At 63.2% G+C, this 13,498-nt stretch carries 13 protein-coding genes; 1 reads left to right on the top strand and 12 read right to left on the bottom strand.

Annotation, left to right across the window (positions count from 1 at the left end):
• Positions 1-23: 23 nt before the first annotated feature.
• From KJP30_RS22625 to KJP30_RS22640, 4 genes are all read right to left on the bottom strand, one after another.
• On the bottom strand, positions 24-878 hold the full coding sequence (locus tag KJP30_RS22625; RefSeq protein ID WP_218451809.1) for an outer membrane protein assembly factor BamD: 855 nt from the start codon (positions 876-878) through the stop codon (positions 24-26).
• Between the two features lie 133 nt (positions 879-1,011).
• A complete protein-coding gene (gene lpxC / locus KJP30_RS22630; protein ID WP_218451810.1) occupies positions 1,012-1,941 on the bottom strand; it encodes a UDP-3-O-acyl-N-acetylglucosamine deacetylase in 930 nt (309 codons plus the stop codon).
• A gap of 382 nt (positions 1,942-2,323) precedes the next feature.
• Positions 2,324-3,922, bottom strand: coding sequence for a cell division protein FtsZ (ftsZ, locus tag KJP30_RS22635; RefSeq protein WP_218451811.1), 1,599 nt, complete (start codon positions 3,920-3,922; stop codon positions 2,324-2,326).
• 397 nt (positions 3,923-4,319) lie between these two features.
• A complete protein-coding gene (locus KJP30_RS22640) occupies positions 4,320-4,571 on the bottom strand; it encodes a DUF4242 domain-containing protein (protein ID WP_218451812.1) in 252 nt (83 codons plus the stop codon).
• Between the two features lie 146 nt (positions 4,572-4,717).
• On the opposite strand from KJP30_RS22640, the gene KJP30_RS22645 reads away from it, so the two are divergent.
• Entirely contained in the window at positions 4,718-5,590 is an 873-nt protein-coding gene (locus KJP30_RS22645; RefSeq protein WP_218451813.1) for a LysR family transcriptional regulator, read from the top strand.
• Positions 5,591-5,713: 123 nt separating this feature from the next.
• On the opposite strand, the gene ftsA is transcribed toward KJP30_RS22645, so the two are convergent.
• From ftsA to KJP30_RS22685, 8 genes are all read right to left on the bottom strand, one after another.
• Complete coding sequence (gene ftsA, locus KJP30_RS22650; protein ID WP_218451814.1) at positions 5,714-7,042, bottom strand: cell division protein FtsA; 1,329 nt, start codon at positions 7,040-7,042, stop codon at positions 5,714-5,716.
• Entirely contained in the window at positions 7,039-8,079 is a 1,041-nt protein-coding gene (locus KJP30_RS22655; RefSeq protein ID WP_321206957.1) for a cell division protein FtsQ/DivIB, read from the bottom strand. The genes ftsA and KJP30_RS22655 overlap by 4 nt, the downstream gene beginning before the upstream one ends.
• On the bottom strand, positions 8,067-8,987 hold the full coding sequence (locus KJP30_RS22660) for a D-alanine--D-alanine ligase (RefSeq protein WP_218451815.1): 921 nt from the start codon (positions 8,985-8,987) through the stop codon (positions 8,067-8,069). The genes KJP30_RS22655 and KJP30_RS22660 overlap by 13 nt, the downstream gene beginning before the upstream one ends.
• Before the next feature lie 155 nt (positions 8,988-9,142).
• Positions 9,143-10,066 carry a UDP-N-acetylmuramate dehydrogenase gene (gene murB / locus KJP30_RS22665; RefSeq protein ID WP_218451816.1) on the bottom strand — a complete coding sequence of 308 codons (924 nt, stop codon included), beginning with the start codon at positions 10,064-10,066 and terminating at the stop codon, positions 9,143-9,145.
• Between the two features lie 39 nt (positions 10,067-10,105).
• On the bottom strand, positions 10,106-10,390 hold the full coding sequence (locus tag KJP30_RS22670; protein ID WP_218451817.1) for a hypothetical protein: 285 nt from the start codon (positions 10,388-10,390) through the stop codon (positions 10,106-10,108).
• 68 nt (positions 10,391-10,458) lie between these two features.
• Positions 10,459-10,704, bottom strand: coding sequence for a DUF2484 family protein (locus KJP30_RS22675; protein ID WP_218451818.1), 246 nt, complete (start codon positions 10,702-10,704; stop codon positions 10,459-10,461).
• A 185-nt stretch (positions 10,705-10,889) separates the two neighbouring features.
• Complete coding sequence (murC, locus tag KJP30_RS22680; protein ID WP_218451819.1) at positions 10,890-12,296, bottom strand: UDP-N-acetylmuramate--L-alanine ligase; 1,407 nt, start codon at positions 12,294-12,296, stop codon at positions 10,890-10,892.
• A gap of 13 nt (positions 12,297-12,309) precedes the next feature.
• Positions 12,310-13,452, bottom strand: a complete 1,143-nt coding sequence (locus KJP30_RS22685; protein ID WP_218451820.1) for a UDP-N-acetylglucosamine--N-acetylmuramyl-(pentapeptide) pyrophosphoryl-undecaprenol N-acetylglucosamine transferase — start codon at positions 13,450-13,452, stop codon at positions 12,310-12,312.
• Between the last annotated feature and the right edge of the window lie 46 nt (positions 13,453-13,498).

Raw genomic sequence — 13,498 nt, forward strand, 5'->3', positions numbered from 1 at the left:
GCTAGCCACCAATCCTGGCGTCTTTACAGCCACTCACCCTTGATCATCTGGCGATAGATCGCGGAGAGCCAGTTGTCGCCAAGCGCCGTCGGCTTCAGCCCCTGCTTTTGCAAAAGCTTGTAACCATCCTCGTACCAATCGGTCGACTGGTAGTTATAGCCAAGGATCGCCCCCGCCGTCTGCGCCTCGTTCAAAAGCCCAAGCGACAGGTAAGCCTCTATCAGGCGGAACAGCGCCTCAGGCGTGTGCGTCGTGGTCTGGAAATCTTCAACCACCACGCGGAACCGGCTGATCGCCGCGCCGTAATGCTGGCGCTTGAGGTAGTAGCGCCCAACTTCCATTTCCTTGGCCGCCAGATGGTCAAAGGCCAGGTCGAACTTCAGCACCGACGAACGCGCATATTCGCTATCGGGATAGCGTTCGATCACCGTCCGCAGCGCTTGCAGCGCCTGAAAAGTCAGCCCTTGGTCACGCCCCACCAGTTCGATCTGGTCGTAATAGGACAGCGCCAAAAGATACTGCGCATAGGCCGCGTCATCATCCGCCGGGTAGAAATCAATGAACCGCTGCGCGGCCGAGCGCGCGTTCTCATAGTCCTTGTTCTCATGATAGGCGTAGGCCTGCATGATCAGCGCACGCTTGGACCAGTCCGAATAAGGATAAAGCCGCTCGACCTCACCAAAGTAGAAGGCGGCGTCTTTCGGGTCATTCCGCGAAAGTTCGTATTCGCCCCGTTCAAAGATCTGCTTGGCCGTATAGGACTCCAGCGGAACGTTGCCCGGGCCCACCTCGCGCTTGCGAAGCGAATCACAGCCGGTGAGTACCAGCGAGGCAGCCAAAGCCACGATTACCAGTTTACGCGAACCGCCCCCAGACATGCCCGATCGTCCTCTGCTTTGTTCGGTGCCCCCTTTGAGGGCGACCCATTGCGAGGGGTCTAGCACAGAAAATTCCGGTGCAAAACGTCTTGAAGACGGATTAATGCCGACCTTGCCGCCCATGCAACAGGGCTCAGGCAACAGCCGGAATCTCATGCCTCTCGACCCCGGCGCCAGGAAGGCGTGCGGCCTGCGCGGGATCGCACAACACGACGCGATAGGCATCAGGTGTATCGAACAACTGCCGCAACAGGGCATTGGTCATGGCGTGCCCCGCCTTGTGGCCTTCGTAGTGACCAAGGATCGGCGCCCCGGCCAGCGCCAGATCGCCCAATGCGTCCAGCATCTTGTGGCGCACGGCCTCGTCCGAGTGGCGCAGACCGCCCGGGCTAAGCACCTTGTCGCCATCCACCACAACGGCGTTTTCATATGTCCCGCCCAGCGCCTTGCCCGCCGCGCGCATGGCTTCGACATCCGAGGCCCGGCAGAAGGTGCGGCTGTCACAAAGCTCGCGCACAAAGGCCCCATTGGCCAGGTTCAGCGTCTTGCTCTGCTCACCGATGGCAGCGTCGGAAAAGGCGATGTGGAACTGCATGGTCAGCCCCTGCCCCGGTTGGCCCGGCGAGAGGCGCGCCCAGCCCATGTCGGTACGGGCCTCGACCGGTGCCAAGATTTCGATGGCGCGGATCGGCGCAGACAGTTCACGCAACCCGCGAGAGAGGATGCCACGCACGAACGGAACCGAAGACCCGTCGAGGATTGGGGCCTCGGGTCCGTCGATTTCGATCAAGGCGTTGTGCACACCACATCCCGCCAGCGCCGCCATCACATGTTCCACCGTGGACACGGAGGCCCCGGCACGGTTGACGATCTGCGTACAAAGCGGTGAAGCCTCGACAGCATCCCAACGCGCCGGGATCATGGTGTCCCCAAGGCGGATGTCCGTCCGTTTGAACCAGATGCCGTAATCGGCGCTGGCGGGACGGATGGTCAGCCGAGCGGGACGGCCCGAATGAAGGCCAACACCGGAGAAACTGATCGAAGAGCGTAGCGTGGTTTGCACGAGGAGACCTCTGGGTTGCACACGTCCCCCCAACCCGGACGCGGCTTTGGGCATGGAGGTAACCAACCGGGGGCCACGTCTCAAATCAAAGATTGTAACCGTGTGAAACATGCTGCGGACCGGGTCGGCAAAACCCCGCCAACCGGATGAAACCCGACCAACAAGCATCTGAAAAGGCATAAAAATCACCACCGAAAAACACGACGCAAAAGGGCGGTCAATTGCCGCCTGCTTCAAGGGTTTTGGCCCAAGTGTTGCGGTTTGTGAACAGTTTATTACCGCCCGTTACAACGCAAAATCGCCCCCGGCGCAGGCCGGGGGCGATCTGTGAAACGGAACCCGCCGGGGCGGAAACCCGCCGCCCCCGCATTGTGCCGGACGCTTAGTTTGCCTGACGACGCAGGAAGGCAGGGATCTCGATGCGGTCGTCTTCCGCCTCGGGTTCCTGATCGTGAATCGGGGCCGGGCGGTGCGCCTGAACCGGCGGTTGCGCGCGGCGCGGCTGTTGCTGGGCGGCCGGTTCACTGTGGCCGGTCATGCGGCCGATCAGCGAATTGACGCTGAACCGCGACTTTTCCTCGGCCGGGGCAGGCTGCGGCGCAGGTGCCGGGCGGGGTTGTTCGTCACGGGTCTTGGCGGCGGCCGCCTTCAGGCGATCCATGGTTGCCGGGCTGGGTGTGCCGGGCGCCGCCGGACGCGGTGCCACGAAATCCTGCGGATCGGCTTCGATGGTGTCCGGCGCGGGGCGGAACTCTGCCACCTGCGGACGATAGGCCGGCGGAGGCAGGCCGTCATCGCCCTGCGCCTCTTCGATCACTTCGTCATAGTCGCGCGACAGAACCGGTTCGGACTGTTCCGGCTCATCCATCTGACCAAAGAGCGTGGGCTCCGGCTCGCGCTCGGCCACAACCGGCTGCGGCTGCTGCACTTCCGGCGCAGGGGCCGCAGCGGCTGCGGTGTTGCCCAGCGGTTTGGACAGCGGGCGGCGCGGCACCGGAATGTCGTGGACGTTTTCGGTGGCGTCGATGCCGGTGGCGACCACCGACACACGCATCAGGCCACCCATGCTTTCGTCCATGGTCGAACCGACGATGATGTTGGCATCTGCGTCCACTTCCTCGCGGATGCGGTTTGCCGCTTCGTCCAGTTCGAACAGCGTCAGATCGTTGCCGCCGGTGATGTTGATCAGGACACCTTTCGCGCCCTTGAGGCTGATCTCGTCCAGCAGCGGGTTGGCGATGGCCTTCTCGGCCGCCTGAATCGCGCGATCTTCGCCCTCACCTTCGCCGGTGCCCATCATGGCCTTGCCCATCTCGTCCATCACGGCGCGCACATCGGCAAAGTCGAGGTTGATCAGACCCGGACGAACCATCAGGTCGGTCACGCCCTTGACGCCTTGGTACAGGACATCGTCGGCCATCGAAAACGCCTCGGTAAAGGTCGTCTTTTCGTTGGCAAGGCGGAAAAGGTTCTGGTTCGGAATGATGATCAGCGTATCGACCACCTTTTGCAGGCTTTCGACGCCGGCCTCGGCCTGGCGCATCCGCTTGGCACCTTCGAACTGGAACGGTTTGGTCACGACACCGACGGTCAGAACCCCAAGTTCACGCGCGGCCTGTGCGATGATCGGTGCGGCCCCTGTCCCGGTCCCCCCGCCCATGCCCGCGGTGATGAAACACATATGTGCGCCGGCCAAATGGTCGACGATCTGCTCGATGCTTTCCTCGGCAGCGGCTGCGCCGACAGAGGCGCGCGCCCCGGCGCCCAGCCCTTCGGTCACCTTGACACCCAATTGAACGCGGCTTTGCGACATGCTTTGTGCCAGCGCCTGCGCATCGGTGTTGGCAACGACAAAGTCGACGCCTTCGAGCTGTTTCTCGATCATGTTGTTGACGGCGTTGCCGCCTGCCCCGCCGACGCCAAAGACCGTAATACGGGGCTTCAGTTCGTCCTGCCCGGGCATCGAAAGGTTCAGTGCCATGAGTGTGTCCGCCTGTCTTTTTATTCCGGTTTCAGGCCTATGCGCAGCCTGTTCCCTTGAATCCTACCGTTTGAGGCCCGGCACGTCACGCGAAAAACGCAAAAATGCCACCAAATATGGGCAAAAACATGACGTATTTCCGCCGATATCGAAGATATCCACATATCTGGTAGGGAGAGGAAAATTCGGCACAAGCAGCCGCTTTGCGCGCAGCGGCCCAAGCCACGCGAGACATTGAAATTCCAGAGCTGAACGGAAAGCCTGCCCGACCCTCCTGATGCCTCTTATCCACGGGCACCTGTGCATAATCTAAACCGACGCGCGGCCGCTGTCACCCGCGAAAACGCGCGCAAACGGGGCTGCGCGCGTCTTTTTTCCTATCCCCGAGGCGGCCCCCTCAGGGGGTCAGGTCCAACGCCTCGACCACCCGGTCATAGGGAAGCCCCGCCGCATCGTTCACCGCGCGCACATCCTCGGCCGAGCCGCCTTCGAAGAGGCACATGCAGCGCCCGTCCCCGGGGGCGAATGTGGTGCGGATATAGCGGACGCCTTCGGTCTGCGCCGATGTCGAGATTGCCGCCTTTTGCGCCGCGCCAAGATCCTCCATGCTGATCCCTTTCAGCGACCGTTCCACCATGAATACCGCCATCGTCCGTCTCCTTTGATCAATCTGCGCTCATATTGCAGCGCATTTCCGGCGGTTTCGGAAATGGCGGTTGATTATGCTTTCATAACCCACGGTTTCGGTTTCCCGCGCTATGATGCGACCAGGATCTGGAGGGACCGGCGATGGAAATGTCGCAGATACGTTATGTCCTTGCCGCGGCACGGCACCTGAATTTCACCAAGGCTGCGGGCGATTGCCATGTGTCGCAACCGGCGCTGACCAAGGGCATCAAGGTGCTCGAAGAAGAACTTGGCGCGCAATTGTTCCACCGCGAAGGTCGCCGTATTGTGCTCAGCGATTTCGGTCGGTCCATGTTGCCTCATCTTCAGCACATCCTTGACGAAGCGCTGGCCGCGCAGACGCTGGCACAGAATTTTCGCTTGCTGGAAAAGACACCGATCCGCCTTGGCGTGATGTCCACCATTGGTCACCTGCGCCTTGCCCGCTTCCTCGCGCATTTCGAAAAGACCCATCAGGGCATGGAGCTTTCGGTCCGCGAAGCACCACTGGACGATTTGCAGCAGCTTCTGGATCAGGATGAAATCGATCTTGCCGTTATGACCGGCATGGGCGACATCGGCGATCGCTTTCGCACGCTGCCGCTTTACTCCGAACGTTATGTCGTTGTCTTTCCGCCCGAACACCGGCTGGGCCGCATGAACGCGATCCGCCTGTCGGACCTGTCCGGCGAAAACTACGTCGACCGGCTGGCCTGTGAAATGCGCGAAACCGTCATGGGGATCTGCGAAACCGAAGGGATCTCGCTCTATGCCCGGTTTCGTTCGGAACGAGAGGACTGGGTGCAGGCCATGGTTCTGGCCGGGATCGGGTTTGCTTTCATGCCGGAATATTCCGTCACCCTGCCGGGCCTGATGCAACGCCCGCTGATCGACCCCGAGGTCGCGCGCGAGATCATGGCCGTCACCGTTCCCGGTCGCCGTCAACCGCCGGGGGTACAGTCGCTGATGCGCGCCGTTCAGGGCTTTGCCTGGCCCGGTTGACAATGGGCCAAGGGCCCCTTTCCTGCCGCCGGATGCGAAAAACGGCGCCAAAGGCGCCGCTTGACGGGACGGTGGGCGGGGCGATCCGTGGGCCGAAGGACCGCGGGAGCGCCGTCCCCGGCCCTACCAGTTGTCGCGGAACCACTGCACGGCCCGTTTCAAAGACCGTGCCGGAAGGCGATCCACCGGGATCTCGAAATCCCACCATTCGTCCTGCGGATGCGCCGCGAACAGGCACAGGCCAACGGCACTGGCAAATCCCGGCCCCGTCGCGGCCTGAGGCAGGCCATGTACACGCAGCGGACGCCCCAGCCGAACCTGTTGGCCAAGGATCTTGGACGCCAGCCCGTCAAGCCCCGGGATCTGGCTTGCCGCACCGGTCAGGACGATCTGCTGCGACGGCAGATGGTCGAACCCGGCCGCATCCAGCCGAATGCGCACCTCTTCGAGGATCTCTTCGACACGTGGCCGCATGATGCCGATCAATTCGGCCCGGCTGACAGTGCGCCGGTCATGTTCCCAATCGCCGGTGTCCCCGCCGATTTCGATCATCTCGCGGTCATCCATGCCTGTGGCCACCAGACCGCCGTAAAAGGTCTTGATCCGTTCCGCCGTGGCCATCGGGACTTTCAGCCCCTTCGAGATGTCGCGGGTTACGTGATCGCCGCCCATACGCACGCTGTCGGCATAGATCATGTGTTTCTTGATAAAGATCGACACGCCAGTGGCCCCGCCGCCCATGTCGATACAGGCCGCGCCCAGTTCCTGTTCGTCCTCGACCAGAGCAGAAATCCCGCTGACATAGGCCGATGATGCAAGCCCGGCCAGTTCCAGATCACAACGTTTGACGCAATGTGCGAGGTTCTGGATCGCCTGCGCATCGACCGTCAGCATGTGCATGTCGCAACCAAGTTCATTGCCGATCTGCCCGCGCGGGTCGATCAACCCCGAGCGATGGTCCAGCACAAAGTTCACCGGCTGCGCGTGCAGCACCTCGCGCCCGTGGCCGAAATCCGGCACGTCACACGCCGACAGCACCCGCGCCACATCCTGTTCGTCCACCGTAGAGCCCATGACCTCGGTTTTGCCGGCCAGCCCGTAGGACCGCGGTTCAGCCCCCGAAAATGCGGCGATGACATGATCCACCCGGATGCCCGCCATCTTTTGCGCCGCCTGCACCGCGGTGCGGATCGCCCGTTCGGTCGCGCCCATATCGTGGACTTCGCCAAAACGCACACCGCGCGACCGGGTGGTCGCCGCGCCGATCACCCGAAAACCCGACTGCCCGGCCAGCGAGCCGATGCCCTCGTCCGAGGGATCGGACCCGTCGAACCGCAGCACCAGACAAGCCACCTTGGAGCTGCCCACGTCCAGAATTGCCACCACACCACGCTGCATTGCAGCCCGGCGCATGTTCCTCATCGCCCTTTGAGACTCGTAAAGCTCGATCATCGCAACACTTCCTTACCCGCCTCGATCGCCTTGATGCGCCACATCTCTTGCGTGGCTGCATCCGTCATTCTTATTGTCGGCCGCCGTGGCAGCCGAAGATCCACCGCCACAAGATCGCGTGACAAAAGGTCGACACCTTCGGTCACCGCCATGGCAATCACCTGCTCAAGGGACCGTTCCGCTCCTTTCTCGGGCAGCATGATCCGCTGCCCCCGGTCAAGAACCACGTCCCAGCGCCGCGCGCCAACACGTTCGTAACCGCGCAGTCGTCCCCGGATCGGTCCGGTCAACGCATCCAGCCGCAGCGCCTCGTCCACGGCCGCCGCCAGCCGCAAACGTGCGGTCTCGGCCTGTTCCAACGTCTGCGGCGCCGCATTGCGCAGTTGCTCCACCGCCTCGGGGCCCGCCTGTTCCGCCTCGCGGACCAGTGCCAGCGCCTGCATCAGTTCGGCCCGCAGAATGTCACCCGCGATCACCGGCAGTTCGGCGTGATCGGCCCGCCGCCGTGCGGGCGCGACAAAGACACCGCCCTCGTCCAGCATCTGGATCCCCTGCACGGTCCGCCACAACACCACCGGCTGCCGCTCGACCACGTCGATTTGCAGAACGCCGCCTTGTCGTACGCGCACCTCGGCGGATTTCACCGCGTCCAGATTGACGACGCGGCGTTGCAGCGCCTCAAGGTCAAGGTCGAAGGAACTTAGCGGGAAATCGATCGGCAACTCGACGCGGATCGCATCCGCCAGCGCGCCATTCGCCCCGTCGATCGCCATCATCCGCACCTGAAATTCCGGTCGATCCTCAATCGCGGCGCGCACCTCTTCCAGCATCAGGTTGAAGGCCGTGCGGTTTTCCTCGACCGAAAACCACGCCGCGCCAGCGCCGAAACACAGGGCAAAGGGCAGCACCACCCGCAGCGAAAACCGCACCAATGGTGTCAGCATCAGCCGCTCAAGCCGGTATTTCAGCCGCGAGGCCCGCGGGTCCAGCCGCGCCATCTGCGGATCGTCACTGATGTAACTCTCTACCGGTCGCACGAGGCATCCTCCACCATCCATGCGCAGAATTGGCCAAAGCTCATGCCCGCAAGCGCACCATGTTCCGGCGACAGCGAGGTCGGCGTCATGCCCGGCTGCGTGTTGGTTTCCAGAAGGATCAGCCCGTCCAGCCCGCGCGCCTCGTCCCAGCGGAAATCGGTCCGCGTCACACCCCGGCAGCCCAAGGCCTCATGCGCGCGCAGGGCATAATCAAGGCAGGCGTCATAGATTTCCTTCGGCACCTCTGCGGGGCAGACATGGCGCGACCCGCCCGCCTTGTACTTGGCGTCGTAGTCGTACCAGCCATCGGTCACGATATCGGTCACGCCCAGCGCCCGGTCGCCCATGACCGTCGCCGTCAGTTCGCGCCCAGGAACAAAAGCCTCGACCATGACAACCTCGGGCATGGTCGGGTCCAGCACCGGCGGCCCGTTGGCATCCTCATGCACAAGGTAGACGCCGACCGAGGATCCTTCGTTGTAGGGTTTGACCACATAAGGCGGCGCCATGACATGCGCCGCCATGACGGCCTCACGCCGGGCCAGACGACTGTCGGCCACCGGCAGACCGGCGGCGCGATAGACCTCCTTGGTCTTTTCCTTGTCCATCGCCAGCGCCGAGGCCAGCACCCCGGAATGCGTATACGGAATGCGCAGCCATTCCAGCATGCCCTGGATACAGCCGTCCTCACCCCAACGTCCGTGCAATGCGTTGAACACCACGCCTGGCGCGATCTCTTGCAGGCGCGCGACCACATCAGGCCCCGCGTCCAGTTCGATCACCTCGTATCCTTCGCCCCTCAAGGCGGTGGCACATTCCCGGCCGGAAACCAGCGAAACCTCGCGCTCTGCCGAGGGCCCGCCTTTCAGAACCACCACCTTCGGGAGTGTCCTGCTCGACATCCCCAAACGCCTCAACTGCCCGGGGTCGATGCCCCTCGTTATCGCGCAGGGGTTGCGCCCCTGTCGCCTTTATCTGCGCGGGTCATCCCGCCATGAATTTGATGCAACCTGCCTGTGGTCGCCGGGCCCCTGCTCTTGTTTTGGTAAATCGGTGGCCCAAATCACCGCGCCGGTTCGCCGACCCGCATGATTTCCCAGTGTAGCTGTATTCCGCTGTGTTGGAAAACCTTTTTTCGGACCTCTTCACCCAGTCCCTCAAGGTCTGCTGCACTGGCATCGCCGGTATTAACCAAAAAGTTGGAATGCTTGGGCGACATCTGCGCCCCGCCCTGCGTTGCGCCGCGCATTCCGGCCTCGTCGATGACCTTCCAGGCTTTCAGCTCATGCGTGTCATCTTCGCGTCCGGTGGACGAAAACCCTGCCGGGTTGCGAAAGGTGCTGCCAGCCGTCCGGTCCTTGGTCGGCTGTGTCTCGTCGCGTTTCTTCAGCTGCGCTTCCATGCGTGCGGCCAGCGCCTCCGGCTCGCCCTCCGTCCCCTCGAACACCGCCTCAACCAGAACCCAGCCGTCGGGCAAAACGCTTTGCCGATAGGCCAGCTGCAAATCCGCCGCCGGCAACGTCACCAGCTCTCCGGCGCGGGTCACCGCCCGCACTTCGACCAGATGGTCGGCCACGTAGGAGCCATAGCAGCCCGCGTTCATCCGCACCGCGCCGCCGATGCTGCCGGGGATGGTGCGCAGGAATGTCAGGTCAACGCCCGCCTCGGCGGCACGTTTGGCCACATGGGCATCCAGCGCCGCCGCCCCGGCCGTCACCCGCGTTCCCTCGACGGTAATTCCGTTGAAACCGCGCCCAAGGCGCACCACCAGCGCCCGCAAGCCGCCGTCGCGCACGATCAGGTTCGACCCGACGCCCATGGGAAAAACAGTGACCTCCGCCGACAGCGCCGCAAGGAACTCACACAGATCGTCCAGATCCGCAGGCTGAAACAGCCAGTCCGCAGGCCCGCCCACGCGCAGCCAGGTCAGGTCGTTCAACGGGCGATCAGCCGTCAGGCGGCCACGAGGTGTCGGGATCTGTGTCATGACCGCTTGCTAGGCCGCGCCGCGCGCCGCCGCAAGGGGTCAGGCGGTCTTGGCTGGTGTCTCGGCCCGGATCCGCCGCCACCGTCCGATCAATGCCCCCACCGCCAACCCCGCCAAAGCAGGCAAAGCGCCCAGCATCAGGACAATGGCATAGCCTAATCCGTCCCAGCCCGGCGTGACCTCGGTCATGTAGAAAAGCCATCCCGCGGCAAGGCCCAGCGCCGCCGCAAGGCCGCAGGTCAGGGCATTCAGTCCATTGCGCACCAGCACCCAGCCGATGCCAAGCGACCCCAGCGCCACCGCTGCAAGAATGAAAACAGCCATGGGCACAATACCTCCTTGTCCGGCCCAAGTGTCGCCGGTCAGGGCGTCATGCGCCAGTCAGGAGCCCCTTACCTTGCGGCCTGCCGCACCCAGCGAAACAGGTAGCGAACCGGCCAACGCAACATGGACATGCCCGCGAACAACACGAACAGCCCCAGCCACGGCCCATTTTGGTAAGTTACGAACCCCACAAGAGGAATGCCCAGTGCGATCAGCACATAGGCCCGCGTCCAGTGATTGTCTCTGGACGGTATCATGGCCAGCACATTTGCCAGCACTGCCCAGGCACAGGCAAGGATCAGCGATAACGACATTGTCTGTCCTCCGTGCCCCCCAGAGGTGACAATAGATTGCGCCCTTTTCCGCGTCCGCACAACCCCTGCGCTAGATGCAATTGCATAAAAACCTGGCGTGGACCAAGGGGCGATGAACAAGAAAACGGCCCGCAAGGGGGCCGTTTCCGAATGTTTGCAGAATGCACCGACGGTGCGGGCCGGGTTCAGCCCTGAGCCGCCTCCAGCCGCTTGGGCAGCCCATTGGCCCAGGCCGAAATCGTACCCGCGCCAAGGCAGACCACCATGTCGCCCGGCATGGCCTGTTCCCGCACCAACCGCTCCAGATCGTCCTCATCGCGGATTGCGCGGGCATGACGGTGCCCATGGCGGACAAGCCCGGCCACAAGATCATCGCGGGTCGCGCCGGGGATCGGCTCCTCGCCGGCGGCAAAGACCTCGGCAATTGCCACAACGTCCGCTTCGTTGAAACACGAACAGAACTCTTCGAAGTGATGCGACAGACGCGAATAGCGGTGCGGCTGATGCACGGCAATCACGCGTCCCCCACAGGCCTGCCGCGCCGCCTTCAGCACGGCGGCGATTTCAACCGGGTGGTGGCCGTAATCGTCGATGATGGTGACTTCGTTCACCTCACCCACCTTGGTAAAGCGCCGGTTCACTCCGCCAAAGGCGGCCAGCGCCTCGCGGATTTCCTCGCCCGTCATGCCAAGGTGCCGCGCGACGGCGATGGCCGACAGCGCGTTAGAGACGTTGTGATCGCCCGGCATCGGCAGGGTCATGCCCTCGATCTTTTCGCCGCTCTGCTGGAACACCACGTCAAAATGCGCCACGCCCGCCTTGTAGGTCAGCCCCACGGCCCGCACATCCGCCTGCGCGTTGAAGCCATAGGTTACCACGCGCCGGTCGCTGACACGGCCTACAAGCGCCTGCACCTCGGGGTGATCGGTGCAGCAGACCGCAAGCCCGTAGAATGGAATGTTCGACACGAAGTCATAAAAGCCCTGCCGCAGGTTCTCGATCGAGCCCCAGTGTTCCATGTGCTCGGGATCGATATTGGTCACGATGGCGATGGTTGCAGGCAGCCGGTTGAAGGTGCCGTCGCTTTCGTCGGCCTCGACCACCATCCATTCGCCCTGCCCCATGCGCGCGTTCGAGCCATAGGCATGAATGATCCCGCCATTGACCACCGTCGGGTCGAACTTGCCCGCGTCCAGCAGCGTTGCAACCATGGTCGTCGTCGTGGTCTTGCCATGCGTTCCCGCCACGGCCACGTTGGATTTCAGGCGCATCAGTTCGGCCAGCATCTCTGCCCGGCGCACCACCGGCAGACCGCGGCGGCGTGCCTCATCCAGTTCGGGGTTGCCCGGCTTGATGGCAGATGAAATCACTACGACTTCGGCGGCGTCGAGGTTCTCGGCCCGCTGGCCTTCGAAGACATGCGCGCCCAGTTCTTCCAGCCGGCGGGTGATCTTGGAGGATTTCAGATCAGATCCCTGCACCTGGTAACCGTGGTTCAGCAAGACCTCGGCGATGCCGGACATCCCGATGCCACCGATGCCGACAAAGTGGATCGCGCCCACATCACCCGGCAGTTTCGTCGCCCCGGTCATGCAGGCGCTCCGCTCAATCCCCAAATCCTTCATCTGTCTTGCCCTCTTCTTCTTGTTGTTGTGCTTGTCCGGCAAGGTCTTCGACCAATGCCGCCAGATGTTCTGCCGCTTCCGGTTTGCCCACGGACAGCGCGCCCCGCATCATCTGGATCGCGCCCGCATCATCGCTGAGCACCGTGTAGATCACCTCGCTCAACGCCTCGACGGTCAGCTTGCTTTCCGGCATGCGAACCGCCGCGCCCGCATCCACCAGCGCCTGCGCATTGGCGACCTGATGGTCGCCGGTGGCATGAGGATAGGGGATCAGGATACTGGGTCGCCCGATCACGGCGATGTCGGCAACCGAGGACGCGCCCGATCGCGAAATCACCAGTTGCGCCTCGCTCATCCGTGCGGGGACGTCGTGAAAGAAGGGTTGAACATCGGCATCCAGACCGTGTTCCGCATAGTAGGTGGCCACCCGTTCCATATCTTCTTCGCGGGCCTGATGGCTGACGCGCAGATTGCCCACCATGTCCAGAGGCAGTGCCGCGATGGCGGGCGGTACAATGTCAGACAGCGCCCGCGCCCCCTGCGAGCCGCCGATCACAAGGATCGACATCGGGTAAGGCCCGGGTGCGATATACCCGGCCCCGGCCCGTTCACGGACCGCACCGCGCACAGGGTTCCCGGTATGGATGCCTTCAACCCCTTCGGGCAGCGCGGTCGGCCATGTGCCGCAGGCCATGACGTCGACCTTGTTGGCGAACCATGTGTTCACCTTGCCCAGAACGCCGTTCTGTTCATGGATCATGCGCGGCAATTTCAGCACCCAGGCGGCGGTCAGCGCCGGCACACTGGGATAACCGCCAAAGCCCACAACCACATCGGGACGATCACGGCGCATGCCGAAAATCGCCGAAATCACCCCGGTCGCAAGCCGGAAGGGCACGACGGCCTTGGCCAATATTCCGCCCCGGTCAAAAGTCGCCGAGGACACGGTTTCGATCTCGACCCCCTCGGGAAAAGCTCCGGTATAACGCGCGCCGCGTTCGTCGGTTGACAGCTTGACCCGCCAGCCGCGCGCCAGCATCAGTTCGGCAAGCGCCTGAGCGGGGAACATATGCCCCCCGGTCCCGCCTGCCGCCATCACCAGCAAAGGCCTGCGCTTGCCCATAATCCTGTCTCCGTCATCGATCCACGCGCGGATATATCATCCCGGC

It is taken from the genome of Antarctobacter sediminis, assembly GCF_019218285.1.
GTDB lineage: Bacteria > Pseudomonadota > Alphaproteobacteria > Rhodobacterales > Rhodobacteraceae > Antarctobacter > Antarctobacter sediminis.